Here is a 17126-nt window from a genome sequence, read left to right as displayed (position 1 = left end):
TTTGGGACTGAGCGGCCTCAAGCGGGTGGCTATTGGCGCGTCCGGACACCGTGACGCGCGGTCACCGCCCGGCCAAGCCTGTTTGAAGGGCGCCAAAGGGGAGCACGCTTCACGTGGAGAAGATCAAGGACCTGCCTGACTTTCGGGCGGGGGACGCGGCATGAGAGTCGCCGCTGGGGGCATCTCCGGTCAGGGCACGACGTCGCAGTGTGACGACATCCGGAAGGGACGACATGGCAGACAGCCATCCGCATGACGGACGCCCCGGGAACCTTTGGCCACTCGTCGGGCGCGCCGCCGCGCTGCGCACGGTCCTGTCAGCGGCGAGGCAGGCGGACGTCGGCGGCGTGGTGATCGTGGGACCGCCGGGAGTGGGCCGGACGCGCCTGGCCAGGGAGGCGGTCGCGCGGCTCGCAGCGGCGGGTCACCCGACGGCCTGGGCGACGGGGACCCGTGCCGCCGGGGCGATCCCCTTGGGATCATTGCTGCATCTCGCGCTCCCACACGACGCCGCGGAGCCCGTCACCGCGCACATCTTCGGCCAGATCGTGGAACGTTTCAGCGTTCCCCCCGGGAAGCGGCCCGTGTTCGTCGTGGACGACACCCATCTGCTCGACGACGTCTCGGCCGCGCTGGTGTACCAGCTCGCCGTACACACACGGACCTTCGTGCTGCTCACCGTACGGCAGGGGCACACGGCACCCGACGTGATGACGGCGTTATGGAAGGAAGGGGTGGCCCGCCGCGTCGAGCTGCGACCGCTGAGCGACAGCGAGGTGGACACCCTGCTTGAGCGCGGCCTGGGCGGTCCGCTGGACGCCGTCACGCGGCACACGTTCCGTCGGCTGTCCGCCGGCAACCCGCTCGTGCTGCGCGAACTCGCGCAGTCCGCGCTGGAGGGATCCGCGCTGCTGCGCCGCGACGGCCTCTGGCATCTGAGTGGCGAGCTGCGGATAACCGGCCGGCTCGGTGATCTGATCGAGGCGCAGATGCAGGTCGACGATCCGGCCGTACTGGCCGTACTCGAGGTGCTCGCCTGTAAGGAGCCGCTCGGCCAGCCCGTGCTCGAGGAGCTCACCGGGCACTCCGCCGTGGTGCGGGCCGAACGGCAGGGGCTGGTGGTGGTCGAACCCTCCGGAGCGCGGCACCAGGCGCGCCTCACGATACCCGCGTACGGGGAGGTCATCCGGGCACGCATGCCACGCGCCCGAGCGCACGAGATCTGGGCGCGACTGGCCGGGTCCCTGGCCGCCTCGCCACGCCGTCGCGCGGACGACGCGTTCGAGCTGGTCATGTGGCGGCGCACCGCGGGCCTCGGCTCCTCCGGCCAGGAGTTGCTGGCCGCCGCCGAACGCGCCGCCGAACGGTTGGAGCTCGAGGTCGCCGAGCGGCTGGCCACCGCGGCCGGTGCCGCCGACGGCGGGGTGGACGCGAACCTGACCCTGGCCGAGGTGCTGGCGTTGCAGGGCCGCTTCGCCGACGCGGCCGGCGTACTCCCTGATCCGGGGGAATGCGACAACGAAGAACGCGCCGACCGGCGGGCGATAGTCAGGGAGAAGATCGAATACTGGCAGCACGAAGCCGCACCGGCCCAGGGGAACCCGACCGGCGAGCGGGCGGCGGAGGCAGTGCGGGCCTGGACGATGCTGATCGAGGGACACGTCGCGGGATCTCTCGCCATCGGTACGGCGCTGCTCACCCGGCCGGGACCCCGGCTGCCGGCGGAGGCAACTGCACGGGCGGCCACGGCGGTCGTGCTCGCCGCGGGTCTCATGGGAGACATCCGCCTCGTCGAACGAGCGAGCGCCACCGGTCTGGAGGTCGCCTCGCCGTGGACAGAGGCTCAGGTCGGCGCCGCCAGATGCGTCGCCCTGGCGCTCGCGGGCGCTCTCACCACCGCGGCCAAGGCCGTGGACCTCGCCTATCGAGAAGCCGTCGAGACGCGGCAGGCGGCACCCATGGTCGGCATGTGGGCGATCGTACGTGGCTTCGTGGCGAAGGCTCAGGGACGCGTGAAGCCGGCCCAGCAGGCGCTGCGCGAGGCGATCGTATTACTCGGCGAACACGATCCGCTGCGATTACCGGCTGTCTACCTGGCCGAGCTGGCCGGCGCGTACGCGATGGCGGGAGACACCGTCCAGGCGGACGCGTGGCTCTGCCGAATGGACGCCAGCCCCCCACCACGAGGCGCGCTCTTCGACGCCTGGATCGAGCGCGACCGCGCCTGGGTCGCCGCCGCCGCGCTCGATCTCTCCAGCGCCGCCGGGCACGCCCTCGGGGCCGCGAAGACCGCGGGCAAGGCCGGAGTGCCGATGATCGAGGCCCTGGCGTTGTTCGACGCCGCGCGGTTCGGCGCCGCGAAAGAGGTGTGCGACAGGCTGCACCAACTCGCCAGGAACACCGCCGCACCCGCGACGGCGGCCTTCGCCACGATGGCCACCGCGCTGGCCACGGACGACGCCCACCTGCTCGCGGAGGCGGCCGAGCGGCTCCATCGCCTCGGCCACCTGCTGCCCGCAGCGGAGGCGGCCGCGACAGCCCACCGGCTGCATGCCGGGGCGCGCCGGCGTACGGCGGCCAAGGCCGCGCTCGTGCTCGCCCGTGAGCTGCTCACCGAGTGCGACGGCGCCCGCACACCGCTGACGGACCTGACGGGGACTCTCGATGTGTCGTTGACTCCTCGAGAGCTGCAGGTGGCGAAGCTGACCGCGGCGGGATTGCCCGGCCGCGCCGTCGCCGACCGCCTCGGCCTCTCGCTCCGAACCGTCAACAACCATCTGGGCCGGGTGTACGCCAAGCTCGGGGTGTCCGGGCGCGACGCACTCGCGCAGGTGCTGGGCCAGCCGGACGCCGAGGACGAGGATCTCCCCCAGGGTGACACCTGCTGAATGCGGGCCTGTTGTCGGGCTCGTCGAATTCATAGCCAGTACGTGTCGTGCTCGCGAAAGTCACAGCCAGTACGTGTCGTGCTCGCGGAAGAACTCCGCCCTCTCCTCCTCGCTCTTGCCCGCCAGGGTCAGCAGCCCCTCGAAGTAACCCTCTCGTGGCGCGCCCGGCGCGAAGTGCAGCAGCATCGACGCCGGCGCCCCCGACTCATTACGAAAGGCGTGTACGCCACCCTCCGGGACATGCACGTAATCGCCCGGCGTCGTGTCGATCCAGCGCCGCCCGTCGTAGATACGCACGCTGCCGGACAGGATGTAGAACGACTCGGAGATCGACCGATGGAAGTGCGCCGCGGGGCCACTGGGCTCCGGTCCCATTTCCCAGCGGTACAGCCCGAACTGTCCGTTGGTCGACGCGCCGGTCGCCAGGTAGTGCACCGTGTTACCGCTCGGATAGATCAGCTCCGGCACGGCATCCGGGCGCCGGTACGTCGCGCTCAGCTCGCCGGCGTCACCGTCATAGGTCGGTGGTGGATAGGTCATGGCGCATCGAAACCTCTCTCTGATGAGTGCGGTATTCCGTGATCAGTACAGCCAGATGGCGTTGCGACGGTGTCGCGCCGGGTGGACTTCAAGATCATCGATGGCCAGGGAGTCACCGCTTGTGGCGTTGATCGTCTGGCGGATGGCTTCGAGCCTGAGACGCAGGCGTTGGCGTGCCCGGCGCTCCTCGATGTCGGCCCACTCTGATACCCACCGATCTCGGGGATCGGACCTGGCCCAGGAGTAGACGTCGACCTTGTGGCGGAGGGACATCGGACGTGGCCGACGACCGGCCTGCCGTGCCTGTCGCAGGCATGCGGCGCTGTAACGGAGATCGACTATCGCCACCGATCGCCATGGGGCTCCCCTGCGGAGGAGCGGACGAGCGATGTGATGGGCAGTGCGGGACATGAGGCTCCCTGGGTAGCACCACCAGGTATTTCCTGGCGCGCTACCTGAAGCCGGTCGGTCCCGTTGATCGCTGTTGAGCCATGGCCGGACCATAGCATCGTGGGCGGTCAGGTACTCGGCCCGAGTCGTTGGTGCGACGGGTCAGCAGGTTCCCGCCGCCCGCCCGAACTCGTCGAGGGGGATCTGGAACCAAGTCCAGATCCTTGACCACGTGCACGCCCAGGATCTTGCCGGGGATCGGGCCTGGGTGCTCGGCCGGCGCCGTCGGCACCCTCCGACGCGACGGCGGCCTCTGATCACAACACGATCGGCCCGAGGTCGGCGGCGGTCTGGGCCAGCGCCCGGATGATGGGACTGTCGGCGGTGGTGCGCCACGTCATGGCCCACTGGAGAACGGGCGCGTCGGGCATGGGCAAGAAGACCATCCCCGGAGGGCTGCCATAGCGGGCAGCGATCTCGCCGATCGGCTGGACGCACCGCCCGGAAGAGACCAGGGAGACGATCTCGTGGAAGGTCCGCGCGATCGGCCCGCGTGGAATCCGGCGCCCCGACGGTGTGCGCATCGGAATCATGGACGCCACCCAATACTCGGGAGCGTCCGCCCCGAAGTCGATGACGTGGTTGTCGGCCAGGTCCTCCAGGGTCGCGTGACCGCGCTCGACCAGCGGATGGTCGGCCGCCACCGCCAGCACGCGGCGCCCGGTGTACAGGACGGGTCCGACGGTGAGGTCCGCTTCGATGACGGGCAGCCACAGCACGTTCACATCGTGGTCTCCGCTACGTACGGCCTTGAACGGGTCGACGCCGTTGACCTCGCCGAACTGGACGTCAACGCCAGGATGACGGGCGCGGAACGCAGCGATGAGGGGTTCGAGAACATGTCCGGCGTAACCGAAGACGCCCACACGTAGGCTCAGCCCCGCGCCCAGCCCCGCGGCCTCGGCGCGCGCGAGCCCTGCGCGGAGGAGGTCGAGGGCCTGCTGCAGGTCCTCAACGAGGCGCCTGCCGACCGAGGTCAGGGCCACGCGCCTGCTGGTGCGGTCGAACAATGCCACGCCCAGGCGCCGTTCCTGTTTGCTGATGGCCTGGCTGACCCGGGCCTGGGAAACGTGGAGTCGTTCGGCGGTGCGGCCGAAGTGGAGCTCTTCAGCCAGCGTCAAGAAGATCTCGATATCCCTTAGCTCCACAAATAATCCCTATGTTATTGATCGCCCAATGAAGCTTACATTGTTCCGCCTTTGACCTGGCTCGATGCTGGATCCATGACGAAAGCACTTATCACCGGAGCCAACAAGGGCCTCGGCCTGGAAGCCGCCCGGCGGCTCGGCGAGCAGGGTTGGACGGTCTTCCTCGGCTCGCGCGATGAGGGTCGTGGACGGACAGCAGCCGAGAAGCTGGCCATCGATGGCGTGAACGTGGTCCTGGTCCCGCTCGACGTGACCTGCGACGCATCGGTGGCGGACGCCGTCCGGCTCGTCAGCGAGCACACCGACCGGTTGGACGTCCTGATCAACAACGCGGGTGCGCCCGGCAAGGCGGCCAAGCCCGCCGACACCACGATCGAGGAGATCCATTCCGTCTATGACACCAACGTGTACGGGCCCATCAGGGTCACCAACGCCTTCCTCCCCCTGCTACGGGCGTCGGACAATCCGCGGGTGGTCATGGTGTCCAGCGCCATCGGCTCTTTCGCGGTGCAGAGCGACCCGGCGCAACCAGGGACACAGCTCCACGAGCTCGCCTACAGCTCATCCAAGGCGGCCCTGAACATGGTCACTCTCAGATACGCCCAGGCGCATCCTGACATCAAGTTCAACGCCCTCACCCCGGGCGAGGTCGCCAACCACAAGTTCGCCGCCACCGATATGAACAATCACATGGGCCAGTTGACCGTCACCGAGGGCACCGACCCGTTCATCCGGCTCGCGACGCTGGGCGCTGACGGGCCGACCGGGATCTTCATCGACCGCCTCGGCGTCGTGGGCTGGTGACCAGCCATGATCCTGCTCACCGGAGCCAACGGCGTCGTCGGCCGCTCCGTGATGAACTTGCTGCTCCAGGAGGGCGCGACCGTCGCCGCCACCACGCGCGGGGCCCTGCTCCCCGACGACGTGCGGCCCGTCAGCGGCGACCTGTTCCACCCCCAGTGGATCGAGGCCGAGTTGGAGGGTGTGGAAGCGATCCAGATCAGCCCGCGCGCCACCGGCCCCGGCCTCGGCGAACTGCTGAGGCTCGCGGTCGAGCGGGGTGTACGGCGAGCGGTGCTCCTGTCGGCCACCACTGTGCGGTATCCGGCGGGTGAGGCCCGCTTCGCCGCCCAGTTCAAGCTCGCCGAGGACCTCGTCACTGGTTCCGGCCTGGACTGGACCATCCTGCGCCTGGCCGACTTCGCCGCCAACGCCTTGGCCTGGGCTCCGCAGCTGCGGGACGGTGACGTGGTGCGCGGCGCCTATGGCCACGCCGTCACCTCCCCGATCCACGAATCCGACATCGCCGCGGTAGCCGTACAGGCTCTGCGTGGCCTCCATGCCGGCGCTGTCCACACGTTGACCGGCCCGCAGTCACTGAACCAGTTCGAGAAGGTGCGTCTGCTCGGCGCCGCTCTCGGCCGGGAGCTGTCCTTCGTCGAGCTCCCCGCCGGGCAGGTACGGCGGGCGATGCTCGCCCAGGGCCTGCCAGAGGAGGTCCCCGCCCGCCTGCTGGGCTCACTGGCTGACTATGCCGACCGCCCCGGCCCCACCACCACGACCGTCGACGATCTGCTCGGCCGGTCGGCGCTCACCTTCGCCGACTGGGCCCGCGACAACGCAGCTGCCTTTGGAGAGACCTCATGAGCAAGATTTGGTTCATCACCGGTTCCTCCCGCGGCCTGGGCCGTGAATTCGTCGAGGCCGCTCTGTCCCGGGGCGACCAGGTGGTCGCGACCGCCCGAAGCATCGCGGGCTTCGATGACCTGATCACCACCTACGGCGATGCGCTGCTTCCGCTGGAGCTCGACGTCACCGATCGGGCCGCCGTCTTCGAGAGCGTCAAGCGGGCACATGCGCACTTCGGGCGGCTCGACGTCATCGTGAACAACGCCGGTTACGCCCAGATCGGCGCGGTCGAAGAACTGACCGAGCAGCAGCTGCGCAACCAGATGGAGACGAACCTGTTCGGCGCCGTCTGGGTCGTCCAGGCCGCTCTGCCCTACCTTCGCGAACAGGGCTCAGGGCACATCATCCAGCTCTCCTCGGCCGCCGGGGTCATCGCCATGCCGCTCGGCGGGGCCTACCACGCGTCCAAGTGGGCCCTTGAGGGATTGAACGAGGCCCTCGCCGGCGAAGTCGCCGAATTCGGGATCAAGGTGACCATTATCGAGCCCGGCGGCTTCGCGACCCGGGCCGGTAAGAATCCTGACCCGCTCAACAACGGTTTCGTGGCTCAGCCTGATCCGGCTTATACGGAGCTCCGTCAACGACTCGGCGCTATGGCCGGAAAGCAACCGGCCGGCGACCCTGCCGCCGCCGCCCAGGCGCTCCTCAAACTGGTCGATTCCGAGAAGCCGCCGCTGCGCGTCATGTTCGGGGTGGGCTTCTATCCGATGCTCCAGCAGGCTTATGCCGACAGGCTCAAGACTTGGGCCGACTGGCAGGAGCTCTCGCTTGAGGCACAGGGAAATCCCTGAGCTCGTCGAAGGGGGCCATGAACGATTTCCTGACCCCTTCTTCAGCACCCTCACCTCACTCCGAGTCGCTCGCGTTGCGACCCGGAAGCCGAGGTCATGCAGGTTCTGACACGAGCAGGAACATCAGCTTCCTGATCACGCCGAGCGCCTGGCCTTACACAAGGCCAGGCGCTCGCCATATCAGCCGCCATACCGACGACCAACACGGAACCAGCTGAGCGCTTGCCCAGTTGTCACATCCGCCGCGACTCTTCTAGCTGCAGCCGCTGGTCGAGCCGCAGCCCTCGCAGACGTAGCAGCTGCCCGCCGGGCGCATCTTGGTGCCGCAGGTCATGCAGAGCGGGGCGTCGGCGGTGATGCGCTGGTGGTTCTCCAGCGTGAACTCCTGCACCGGCTCCGGCTTCGCCTCCTGCTCGGCCTCCTGCTTCGCCTCGATCGGCGCCGACTGGGCGAGCGCCTCACGGTCGACCGCCTCCTGGAGCGCGGCCGGGTCCTCACCGCGCTGCTGCGCGGCGCGCTCGGCCGCCGAGAAGATGCCCAGCGCCGCCCGCTCGTCGTAGGGCAGGTGGTCGAGGGCCAGGCGGCGGAAGATGTAATCCATCACCGAGGTGGCCATCCGGATGTCGGGGTCGTCCGTCATCCCGGCGGGCTCGAAGCGCATGTTGACGAACTTGCTCATGTACGTCTCGAGCGGCACGCCGTACTGGAGCCCTATCGAGATCGCCACCGAGAAGGCGTCCATGACGCCCGCCAGCGTCGAACCCTGCTTGGACATCTTGAGGAAGACCTCGCCGAGCCCGTCGTCGGGGTAGGACGAGGCGGTCATGTAGCCCTTGGCGCCGCCGACCGTGAAGCGGGTGGTCATGCTCGGCCGCTGGTTGGGCATCCGGCGCCTGGTGGGCCGGTTGACCTCGATGACCCTGACCTCAGGCTCGGCGACCTCGGCCGCCTTGTCGGCCTTCTCGGCTTCCTTCTTGCTGCCGCCGGCCGACAGCGGCTGGCCGACCTTACAGTTGTCGCGGTAGACCGCCAGCGCCTTGAGGCCGAGCTTCCAGCCCTCCATGTAGACCTGCTCGATGTCGTCGATCGTGGCCGACTCCGGCAGGTTGACCGTCTTGGAGATCGCGCCGGACAGGAACGGCTGCGCGGCGGCCATCATGCGGACGTGACCCATCGGGGCGATGGCCCGCTCGCCCATCGCGCAGTCGAACACTTCGTAGTGCTCCCTGCGCAGGCCGGGGGCGTCGACGACGTGGCCGTGCTCGGCGATGTACTCGACGATGGCCTCGATCTGCTCCTGCTGGTAGTTGAGCTGCTTGAGCGCGCGCGGGATCGTCTGGTTGACGATCTGCATGGAGCCGCCGCCGACGAGCTTCTTGAACTTGACCAGCGCCAGGTCGGGCTCGATGCCGGTGGTGTCGCAGTCCATCATCAGGCCGATGGTGCCGGTGGGCGCGAGCAGGCTGGCCTGCGCGTTGCGGTAGCCGTTCTTCTCGCCGACCTTGAGGCACTCCGACCACTGACGGGACGCCTCGGCGTGGATCTTGGCGTCCATCGAGCCGACCGTGCGCAGGTCGTCGTTGGCGGCGGCGTGCTTGCGCATGATCCGCTTGTGCGGCTCGGCGTTGCGGGCATAGCCGTCGTACGGGCCGACGACGCCGGCCAGCTCGGCGCTGCGCCGGTAGGACACACCGGTCATCAGCGACGTGATCGCCCCGGCGACCGCGCGGCCGCCGTCGGAGTCGTACGCGTGGCCGGTGGCCATGAGCAGCGCGCCCAGGTTCGCGTAGCCGATGCCGAGCTGGCGGTAGGCGCGGGTGGTCTCGCCGATCTTCTCGGTCGGGAAGTCGGCGAACGTGATCGACACGTCCATGGCCGTGATGATCAGCTCGGTCAGCTTGACGAAGTTCGCGACGTCGAAGGTGTCGTCGTCCTTCAGGAACTTCAGCAGGTTGATGCTGGCCAGGTTGCAGGAGGAGTTGTCGAGGTGGACGTACTCGCTGCAGGGGTTGCTGGCGGTGATGCGCCCGGTCTCCGGGGTGGTGTGCCAGTCGTTGATCGTGTCGTCGTACTGGACGCCGGGGTCGGCGCACTCCCAGGCGGCCTTGGCCATCTTGCGGAACAGCTCCCGCGCGTCGACCTTCTCGATCACCTCGCCGGTCAGGCGGCCGCGCAGGGCGAAGTCGTCACCCTTCTCGACCGCGTGCATGAACTCCTCGGAGACGCGCACCGAGTTGTTGGCGTTCTGGTATTGGACCGAGACGATGTCCTTGCCGCCCAGGTCCATGTCGAACCCGGCGTCGCGCAGCGCGCGGACCTTGTCCTCCTCGCGGGCCTTGGTCTCGACGAACTCCACGATGTCGGGGTGGTCGACGTCGAGCACGACCATCTTGGCCGCCCGGCGGGTGGCGCCGCCGGACTTGATGGTGCCCGCGCTCGCGTCGGCGCCGCGCATGAACGAGACCGGCCCGCTGGCCGTACCGCCGCTGGACAGGAGCTCCTTCGAGGAGCGGATGCGGGACAGGTTGACCCCCGAGCCCGAGCCGCCCTTGAAGATCACGCCCTCTTCCTTGTACCAGTCGAGGATCGACTCCATCGTGTCGTCCACGGCCAAGATGAAGCAGGCGCTCACCTGCTGCGGGCTCGCGGTGCCCACGTTGAACCACACCGGCGAGTTGAACGCGAACACCTGGTGCGTCAGCGCGTGCTTCAACTCATGGTCGAAGATCTCGGCATCCTCGTCGGTGGCGAAGTAGCCGTGCTCCACCGCGGTCTTGGTGTAGACGCCGACGACCCGGTCGACCAGCTGCTTCAGGCTCCACTCGCGCTGCGGGGTGCCCACGGCGCCGCGGAAGTATTTGGTCGTGACGATGTTGGCGGCGTTGACCGACCAGAATTCGGGAAACTCGACGCCCCGCTGCTCGAAATTGATCGAGCCGTCGCGCCAATTGGTCATGACGACGTCGCGGCGCTCCCACTTGATGTCGTCATATGGGTGCACACCGGGCTTGGTGAAGATGCGCTTCATCTTGAGCCCTTTACGCGGACGCTTACCTCCGCGCGCGACTGAACCGCTGGCCGTCTCCGTCATGACTCCCCCTTCTCCGCCTTCAACTGTTCGATCTCGGCCTCGAAGTCCGCCAGGCTCTCGAAACCGCGATATACCGATGCGAATCGCAAGTAGGCCACCTCGTCCAACTCCCGCAACGGGCCCAGGATCGCCAGCCCCACCTCGTTGGAGGGGAGCTCAGCGGCACCCTTGGCCCGGATGGCCTCCTCGACGCGCTGGCCCAATTGAGCCAGCGAATCCTCGCTCACCGGCCTGCCCTGGCAGGCCCGTCGCACGCCCGCGACGACCTTGTCCCGCGAAAACGGCTCCGTTACTCCACTGCGCTTGCTCACCATCAGCAGTACGGTCTCCTGCGTGGTGAACCGGCGCCCGCATTCCGGACAGGTACGGCGGCGCCGAATGGCCGCGCCGTCCTCTGTCGAGCGGCTGTCGATGACCCGCGTGTCGGGATGACGACAGAACGGACAGTGCACGTTTGCTCGCCCTCCTCGACCGTGTGGTCACCACAGGCGTAAAGCACTCTTCTGCGTACGCTCGCGCACGCCCCACGGCTCGCCATGGTGCGGTCAGAGAAACACAATTTGTGGTGAACTACATCGGTGTAACTACTAGATGTTGTGGTCCAACCGTAGAAGCGAGCGACCATGAACGCAAGTTGGACGGGGGCTTGCCGCCGAAGTCGCTGATCAGCGCAGCCGCCTTGGTCCGGCTCGGGCGTGTCGTCGTCAACGCCGGCCGGTGGGGGTGTGTTCCTCGCCTCGCTGGTCACGTTGGTTGGCCGGTCTCACGTGGGTGAACACGGCTCACAGGCATCTCGTACGGCACATCCGTACGCGCTCGTCTCCGCGCTTCGGGTTGGGGACGGACCGTATCGCTCACCGGTGGAGGACGGACTGTACGGCTATACGGCCACCGGTCGGGACGGACCGTTTCGGGACTAAACGCCACGCAACGGAACGGCACCACCCGACACGGAACGACATCACAGAGCATCACACGGTTACGGCACTGACACCGGGCGGCGCGGCGCGGCACGGGATCGCGCGGCACGGCACGGCACGGCACGGCACCGATTAAGGGTATTCGGGGCTTACGGCAGGGCGTGGGCGCTCGGGACGTACAGGCGGCTGCCGGGGCGGATGAGCGAGCTGGGCAGGCCGTTCAGCCGCTTGATCTCGGTCACGACCGCTCCGGGGTCGCCCTCGTCGGGAGCCATCGCGTCGGCGATCGTCCAGAGCGTGTCCCCCTCGTGGACGGTCACCCAGGGCAGACCCGCGTGACTCGGTACGGCGGGTGCCGCGGACGCCTGGCTGACCGCGCGGGTGCCGAGCCAGAAACCGCCCAGGGACAGCAAAGCCATGGCCATCACCAGTACGGCCCGCCCCCGTCGCGTGAGCCGTACGGGAGGATTACGCCGCCCCCGTCGAGTGACGCCTGCCTGCCTCCTGGAGAGACGGGTCCGATCAGCGGGCAGGCCGCCCTTACGCCGGGGACGGCGTGCGTACGAGCCCGTCACCTCACGGGCCCGGCCACCGGAACGACCAGCCGTTTCCCGAGCCCGACCCCCGACACGCCCACCGACACCCCGAGACCGCACACTGGACCGACCACCCGCCCGGCGCGCCCGCCCCTCCGAGGGGACCGCAGCCTCCCCAAACCGAAGCTCGGACCGGCCACCAGATTCCTGAGACCGGCCTTCGGACCGGCCACCCACCCGACGCGACCGCCCCTCCGACCGGACCGCAGCCTCCCCAGACCGAAGCTCGGACCGGCCCTCCGCCTCACGAGACCGACCCTCGGACCGGCCACTCTTTTCACTGGACCGGCCCCCGGGCCGGCTTCCTGCCTCACCGGGCCGAACGCCCGCATCGCGCAGAGGTCCCTCCGCGCGGCCGTCGCTCGCCCGCAGCGACGAATTCCCGGACTCCACCGATCGCCGCCCAACTTCCGCTGAGCCTGCGGGCTCCACTGGGCGCCCGGTCGTGTCCGTGGGTCGCACACTTCCATCAGGCGGCGGCGTGTCGTCGGCGTCAGGGCGCGGCGCGGGCACCAGCCACAGGAGCGGTCTCCCCTGTGCCGCAGCCCGACGACTGAGAGGCCCTCTGCCAGCCGATCCGCCTCCGGCACGTACTCTGCCGCCCCCCGGACGGCCACCGCTGCCGTATTCGGGACGCCCCCCGCCCCCGCGTACAGGCCGTGTACCGCCTTCCCTGCCGAAACGGCCTCCGTCTCCACTCTCGCGAATGCTCCCGCCCCCAGCCCGCAGACGACCCGCACTCCCACTTCCGGAGCGAGCCCCGCCCGCTACCCCAAGACGGCCTTCTGGTCCCGGGGCAGCGGACCCCGGACCCGCCAACCCCGGACCGCCGGATCCCGAACCGCCAGACGTCAGTCCAACAGACCCTGGGCCGACCGACGCCGAACCGCCAGACCCCGGAGTGGCCGATCCCGAACCGCCAGACCCCGGAGCCCGGTTGTCAGAGTTGTCACGGGTATGCGGGCGTTCGCAATCTGGCCGGATGGCGGAATCGCCGCCCCGAGAGCCGTGCCCCCGGTCGTCACCCGTGTTTCCGCCCCCTGCCACCGGTCGCCGGGTGGCGTCTGCCAGGAGGGTGAGTCGCTTGACGTCGTCGCTGGTCGCATCTGTGATGGTGGTCGTTCGCATGTGTGACCTCCCAGCCGCCCCGGCCCGAAAAAAAGACCCAATAAAGATCGGCAAATCGAACACGGTGTCGATCGAACTCCCGTACGATGTTGTACACCACGCTGCCAACAATTTCGAGGAAGACTCGAACAATTGTTTGAAGATGATCTTCAACAGCGATACGGTCGCTGTGTGCGACACGAAGACCACGGACCGGGAGATTCGCCGGTGAGGCGGGCCGCCGGGCGAGGAGGCAGATCATGAGCGATCGGGATGACACCAACGGGGTCAGTGACCTCGCGGTGCGTCGGCGTGACTCCCTGGGCCTGACGCCCAGGCAACGCAAGATCCTCGAGGTGATTCGCGACTCGGTCCAACAGCGGGGCTACCCGCCGTCCATGCGCGAGATCGGCGAGGCCGTGCAACTGACCAGCACGTCCAGCGTGTCGCACCAGCTGACGGCGTTGCAGCGCAAGGGCTACCTGAGACGCGACCCCCACCGGCCGCGTGCGCTCGAGGTGCGTCTGCCCGGCGAGCCCGTGCTCTGGGTCGATCCCGACGCCGCCAACGAGTCCGACTCTCCAGTGAGCAGGCCCACGGCCGCCTACGTGCCGCTGGTCGGCCGGATCGCCGCAGGTGGGCCGATCCTCGCCGAGGAGAGCGTCGAAGACGTCTTCGCCCTGCCCAAGCAACTGGTCGGTGAAGGCACCCTCTTCCTCCTGCAGGTCGCCGGTGATTCGATGATCGACGCCGCCATCGCCGACGGCGACTGGGTCGTCGTCCGCCAGCAGCCGGTCGCGGAGAGCGGTGACATCGTGGCGGCCATGATCGAGGGCGAGGCTACGGTGAAGACGTTCAAGCGCAAGGACGGCCACGTCTGGCTGGTGCCGCACAACGCCAACTACGACCCGATCCCCGGCGACGAAGCCAGCGTCCTGGGCAAGGTCGTGGCGGTCCTCCGCCGCCTCTGACTCCACGCAGGTTTCCGGGCGCATGACAGGGTCATGCGCCCGGAACACCGTACGTGTGTCTTACGAGTGGCCACGACCATACGGGTGGCTGATGGGTGGCCGTGGACCGTATCGGGTGGCTACTGGGCATCTCCTGTACGGGCGTCTAATGGGTACGGATCGTACAGACGGCTAGCGGGTATCGACCGTGCGGGTGCCCAATGGGCATCAGTCGCGCGGATGGCTGATGGATATGGCAGGAAGGCACCGCTCCTGTGATCCACGAGTGGTTGGTGCTGTTTCGCCACCAGCCACCTTGTGGGCCTGCCATCGACGGGTCTTCGAGCATTTCGGCGCGAACGGACCGATCGTCTGATCGGCCATATGGGCCGACGATGAGATGGGCTGATCAGTGAGCCGGGCTGATCGTGGGACCGGCTGGCCGACGTGAGACAGGTTGGCCGCAGGACCGGGCCGACCGTGAGACGAGATGGCCGTGAGACAGGGTCGGCCGCACGGCCAGGGGTGGCCGTAAGACCGGGCTGATCGTGAGACGGGGTGGCCAGGATCAAGGTGGTTTTTAGAATGGCCGGGTGACCTACGCAAAGCGGGCAGAAGACCTCAAGGCAACACACGACGGATTCAAGTGGGCCAAAGCCGCTCCCGGCGTCATCCCCGCCTGGATCGCCGACATGGACCTCCCCACCGCCCCCGAAGTCGTCAACGCCCTTCAACGGCGGGCCCACGGTGACCTCGGCTACCCCACCTGGCTGGACAGTCCCCGCTGTGGTCCCCTGGCTGAGGCGTTCGTTGAGCGGATGGCCGGTCGGTACGGCTGGGAGCCGGAGCTTGAGTATGTGCGGAGTTATTCCGACATCAACCAAGCGCTCCAAGTGCTCCTCCACGTATGGACCCGCACAGGCGACGGCGTGGCCGTGCATACCCCCGCCTATCCCCCGTTCCTCGGCACGCTGGAGACCATGAACCGGCCGCTGCATCCCCTCCAGCTGATCGCCGACGGGGACTCGTGGCGGTTTGAGGTGCCTGATCTGTCCCGGTGCAAGGTGCTGCTGCTGGTCAACCCGCACAATCCCACGGGCCGGGTCTTCACCCGCGAGGAGCTGACCGAGCTGGCGGAGCACGTCGAGCGTCATGACCTGCTCGTCATCTCCGACGAGATCCACGCCGACCTCGCGTACGCCCCCAACCAGCACATCCCGTTCGCCACCATCCTGCCGGAGCGGACCGTCACGCTCACCTCTGCCACCAAGGCGTTCAATCTTGGCGGCATTCGGTGCTCGGTCGCCCACATCGGCTCGCCGGAGCTGCGTAAGGCTCTGGACGCGCAGCCGCCCTTCGTGTTCGGCTCCGCCAATCTGTTCGGGGTAGAGGCGACGGTGGCGGCCTGGCGGCACGGCGACGCCTGGCTTGAGGAGACCCGTGCCCTGTTGGACAGGAATCGCCGGACGATCGCCGACCGGCTGCCTGAGGAGGTCGGCTACCGCATCCCGGAGGCCACTTACCTGGCCTGGCTCGACTACGGCCGCCCAGGCGTACAGGAAGCGCTCGAACGTGACGCGAAAGTCATGCTGAGCGATGGCGCCACGTTCGGGCCCGGCGGCGCGCACTGCGTGCGGCTGAATTTCGCCACCACCGAGCCGATCCTGGCTGAGATCCTGGACCGCATCACACAGACCGGATGACCATCATCATCAACCGGCCTGTGGCCTCACCCCGCCGGGCGGCAGTCCAGGACGACCCGCATGACCACGGACCCCAATGACCGCAGGCCCGCATGACCGCAAGGGAAGGTCAGAAGCGAGGGAAGTCCGTCTCCTCGACCCCCGGCGGCCCGGCGCCCACCGAGTCCTTCTTCAAGGACTCTCCCGCCAGGTACTCCAGCCGCGCGGTGATAGCCCCCTGAATCAGTACAAGGGCGAGGGACAACCGCCACCCCACCGTGATGGTCGCCAGCCGGGCGGCCGGGTTGACGGCCGCGACCAGGCGCAGCGCCGCGATCACCCCCAGCTCGCCCATGGTCGTCCAGAACGCGTACGAGTGCAGCCGGTTCAGCTGCTTCACCGCGTCCTGCAACCCGACAGCCCGGCCGGCGGCGTAGTCGGCGAGCTGGACACCCGCGGTGACGAAGTCTCGTAGCTTCTGGTCGGCCACGTCCTTGGCGCCACCGTGCCATGCTGCCGCCAGTGCCTCCAGCTTCATCGGGTCCCCGGCCCCGAAGATCTCGCCCAGGGAGTCGGTGGCGTGGCGCCAGGCCGCGATGGCCTCGTCGACCTTGTCGTCGTTCCAGGTCACGGTGGCCAGCCAGAGCATGAGCCCGGTCCCTGCCGTGATCGACATCGTGGCGGCGACCTTGAGCATGGACAGCGTGCGCTGGCTCAGGTTCGCCATCTTCGCCGCCTCGGCCGACAGGTTCGCGACCCCGGCGGCCGAGCCGCGCTGGAGGTAGGAGGAGGCCTCCGCCAGCCGGATGAGGGTCACGCCCGTGGTACCGAGCGACGTGAGGCCATATCCCAGGCCGTTCCGGACTTCCGACTCCGGCGTAGGGGCCTTCCCGCGTACGAGAGGCTGCCGGTCGCGGCCAACGGCGAGGACCGCGCGCATGACCTCGTTGGAGGCCCGTACGTACCCGTCGGCGGTGAGCTTCATGTTGTGCGAGATGCCCTCGGCCGACTCCGCGCCGCGCCGCGCCCGGCTGTTGAACTCGTCGCCGGCCTGGTTGTGGCGTTCTCTCGCCGCACCGCCCGCGATGCCGAACGTCCCCAGGGGGAGCCCTGGAACGGTGAGCTTTTCCAGGGCCTTCCTGATGTCCCGGGCATTCAGTCCGGTTTCCCGGATACCGCTCTGACGATAGGCGAGAGGCTCCACCGCCTTACCTCTGAAAGAGGGAGTCAGCGGCCACGCCCTTGAGCGACAGCCCAAGGCGATACGTAAGGGA

General features: G+C 68.4%; 13 protein-coding genes. 7 read left to right on the top strand and 6 right to left on the bottom strand.

The window, feature by feature from the left end:
* Positions 1-233: 233 nt before the first annotated feature.
* On the top strand, positions 234-2888 hold the full coding sequence (locus ACGFJ2_RS37715; RefSeq protein WP_393476704.1) for a LuxR C-terminal-related transcriptional regulator: 2655 nt from the start codon (positions 234-236) through the stop codon (positions 2886-2888).
* 60 nt (positions 2889-2948) lie between these two features.
* Here ACGFJ2_RS37715 and ACGFJ2_RS37710 read toward each other — a convergent pair whose 3' ends face one another.
* Positions 2949-3428 carry a cupin domain-containing protein gene (locus ACGFJ2_RS37710; RefSeq protein WP_357940167.1) on the bottom strand — a complete coding sequence of 160 codons (480 nt, stop codon included), beginning with the start codon at positions 3426-3428 and terminating at the stop codon, positions 2949-2951.
* Between the two features lie 707 nt (positions 3429-4135).
* A complete protein-coding gene (locus ACGFJ2_RS37705) occupies positions 4136-5026 on the bottom strand; it encodes a LysR family transcriptional regulator (RefSeq protein ID WP_357940165.1) in 891 nt (296 codons plus the stop codon).
* 75 nt (positions 5027-5101) lie between these two features.
* Between ACGFJ2_RS37705 and ACGFJ2_RS37700 the strand changes: the two genes are divergently transcribed.
* From ACGFJ2_RS37700 to ACGFJ2_RS37690, 3 genes are read left to right on the top strand one after another with little or no spacing between them, the layout of a single operon-like run.
* Entirely contained in the window at positions 5102-5830 is a 729-nt protein-coding gene (locus ACGFJ2_RS37700; protein ID WP_357940163.1) for an SDR family NAD(P)-dependent oxidoreductase, read from the top strand.
* Between the two features lie 6 nt (positions 5831-5836).
* Positions 5837-6673: an NAD(P)H-binding protein gene (locus ACGFJ2_RS37695; RefSeq protein WP_393476699.1), complete on the top strand. Its 837-nt coding sequence runs from the start codon at positions 5837-5839 to the stop codon at positions 6671-6673.
* Entirely contained in the window at positions 6670-7506 is an 837-nt protein-coding gene (locus ACGFJ2_RS37690; protein WP_357940159.1) for an SDR family NAD(P)-dependent oxidoreductase, read from the top strand. The genes ACGFJ2_RS37695 and ACGFJ2_RS37690 overlap by 4 nt, the downstream gene beginning before the upstream one ends.
* A gap of 253 nt (positions 7507-7759) precedes the next feature.
* Here ACGFJ2_RS37690 and ACGFJ2_RS37685 read toward each other — a convergent pair whose 3' ends face one another.
* The 3 genes from ACGFJ2_RS37685 to ACGFJ2_RS37675 form a co-directional block, all read right to left on the bottom strand.
* Positions 7760-10597, bottom strand: a complete 2838-nt coding sequence (locus ACGFJ2_RS37685; protein ID WP_357940157.1) for a vitamin B12-dependent ribonucleotide reductase — start codon at positions 10595-10597, stop codon at positions 7760-7762.
* The gene (gene nrdR, locus ACGFJ2_RS37680) at positions 10594-11049 is read right to left on the bottom strand and encodes a transcriptional regulator NrdR (protein ID WP_214636146.1); all 456 of its coding nucleotides are present in this window, start codon (positions 11047-11049) and stop codon (positions 10594-10596) included. Before nrdR ends, ACGFJ2_RS37685 begins: the two co-directional genes overlap by 4 nt.
* Positions 11050-11666: 617 nt before the next feature.
* Positions 11667-11936 carry a LysM peptidoglycan-binding domain-containing protein gene (locus ACGFJ2_RS37675; protein WP_393476694.1) on the bottom strand — a complete coding sequence of 90 codons (270 nt, stop codon included), beginning with the start codon at positions 11934-11936 and terminating at the stop codon, positions 11667-11669.
* Positions 11937-13197: 1261 nt separating this feature from the next.
* Between ACGFJ2_RS37675 and ACGFJ2_RS37670 the strand changes: the two genes are divergently transcribed.
* From ACGFJ2_RS37670 to ACGFJ2_RS37660, 3 genes are all read left to right on the top strand, one after another.
* On the top strand, positions 13198-13452 hold the full coding sequence (locus ACGFJ2_RS37670; RefSeq protein WP_357940153.1) for a hypothetical protein: 255 nt from the start codon (positions 13198-13200) through the stop codon (positions 13450-13452).
* 28 nt (positions 13453-13480) lie between these two features.
* Positions 13481-14191, top strand: coding sequence for a transcriptional repressor LexA (gene lexA / locus ACGFJ2_RS37665; RefSeq protein ID WP_357940151.1), 711 nt, complete (start codon positions 13481-13483; stop codon positions 14189-14191).
* A 572-nt stretch (positions 14192-14763) separates the two neighbouring features.
* On the top strand, positions 14764-15873 hold the full coding sequence (locus ACGFJ2_RS37660; RefSeq protein WP_393476690.1) for a MalY/PatB family protein: 1110 nt from the start codon (positions 14764-14766) through the stop codon (positions 15871-15873).
* A 109-nt stretch (positions 15874-15982) separates the two neighbouring features.
* Here the strand turns inward: ACGFJ2_RS37660 and ACGFJ2_RS37655 are convergent, their stop codons facing one another.
* On the bottom strand, positions 15983-17056 hold the full coding sequence (locus ACGFJ2_RS37655; protein WP_393476687.1) for a hypothetical protein: 1074 nt from the start codon (positions 17054-17056) through the stop codon (positions 15983-15985).
* Positions 17057-17126: the final 70 nt, after the last annotated feature.

The sequence above is a fragment of the Nonomuraea sp. NPDC049028 genome, from assembly GCF_043197735.1.
In the GTDB taxonomy this organism is placed as follows: Bacteria; Actinomycetota; Actinomycetes; order Streptosporangiales; family Streptosporangiaceae; genus Nonomuraea.
The sequence above is the reverse complement of the archived record's forward strand: the minus strand, read 5'-3'. Positions and strand labels throughout refer to the sequence as shown.

What these genes read in the sequence shown, in the direction of transcription:
- ACGFJ2_RS37715 (WP_393476704.1), top strand. Translation starts at nt 234, where the DNA reads ATGGCAGACAGCCATCCGCATGACGGACGCCCCGGGAACCTTTGGCCA.
- ACGFJ2_RS37710 (WP_357940167.1), bottom strand. Translation starts at nt 3,428, where the DNA reads ATGACCTATCCACCACCGACCTATGACGGTGACGCCGGCGAGCTGAGC.
- ACGFJ2_RS37675 (WP_393476694.1), bottom strand. Translation starts at nt 11,936, where the DNA reads ATGGCTTTGCTGTCCCTGGGCGGTTTCTGGCTCGGCACCCGCGCGGTC.
- lexA (WP_357940151.1), top strand. Translation starts at nt 13,481, where the DNA reads ATGAGCGATCGGGATGACACCAACGGGGTCAGTGACCTCGCGGTGCGT.
- ACGFJ2_RS37690 (WP_357940159.1), top strand. Translation starts at nt 6,670, where the DNA reads ATGAGCAAGATTTGGTTCATCACCGGTTCCTCCCGCGGCCTGGGCCGT.
- ACGFJ2_RS37685 (WP_357940157.1), bottom strand. Translation starts at nt 10,597, where the DNA reads ATGACGGAGACGGCCAGCGGTTCAGTCGCGCGCGGAGGTAAGCGTCCG.
- ACGFJ2_RS37695 (WP_393476699.1), top strand. Translation starts at nt 5,837, where the DNA reads ATGATCCTGCTCACCGGAGCCAACGGCGTCGTCGGCCGCTCCGTGATG.
- ACGFJ2_RS37700 (WP_357940163.1), top strand. Translation starts at nt 5,102, where the DNA reads ATGACGAAAGCACTTATCACCGGAGCCAACAAGGGCCTCGGCCTGGAA.